The 546-nt window shown below is 45.4% G+C and carries 1 protein-coding gene; it reads left to right on the top strand.

Going from position 1 to position 546, the window contains the following annotated elements; translation table 11 throughout:
- Positions 1-38: 38 nt before the first annotated feature.
- Positions 39-546, top strand: a 508-nt coding sequence (locus tag AB5935_RS25935; protein ID WP_368327864.1) for an acyl-CoA dehydrogenase family protein, incomplete at its 3' end; no start/stop codon positions are given.

Genomic DNA, 546 nt, shown 5'->3' on the forward strand with positions numbered 1-546 from the left:
TGATTAAGTATTATAAACAAAATAGCAAGTAAGGAAAGATGGCTAATTATTATACAGACATACCGGAACTCAAGTTTCACTTGAACAATCCGATGATGAAACGTATTTGCGAACTCAAAGAACGCAATTACAGAGATAAAGATGAATTCGACTACGCTCCGCTGGACTTCGAAGATGCTGTAGACTCTTACGACAAAGTATTGGAGATTACAGGAGAAATCACAGGAGAAATCATTGCTGCTAACGCAGAAGGTGTAGACGAAGAAGGTCCTCACTGTGCTAACGGTCGCGTAGAATATGCTTCCGGAACCAAACAGAACCTGGACGCTATGGTGAAAGCCGGCCTGAACGGTATGACCATGCCACGCAGATTCGGCGGTTTGAACTTCCCGATCACTCCGTACACCATGTGTGCAGAAATCGTGGCTGCTGCCGACGCCGGTTTCGGAAATATCTGGTCTTTGCAGGACTGTATTGAAACACTGTACGAATTCGGTAACGCTGACCAACACAGCCGTTTCATTCCTCGCGTATGCCAAGGTGAAA

It is taken from the genome of Phocaeicola sp. RTP21198st1_B8_RTP21198_201120, assembly GCF_040929485.1.
In the GTDB taxonomy this organism is placed as follows: Bacteria; Bacteroidota; Bacteroidia; order Bacteroidales; family Bacteroidaceae; genus Phocaeicola; species Phocaeicola dorei.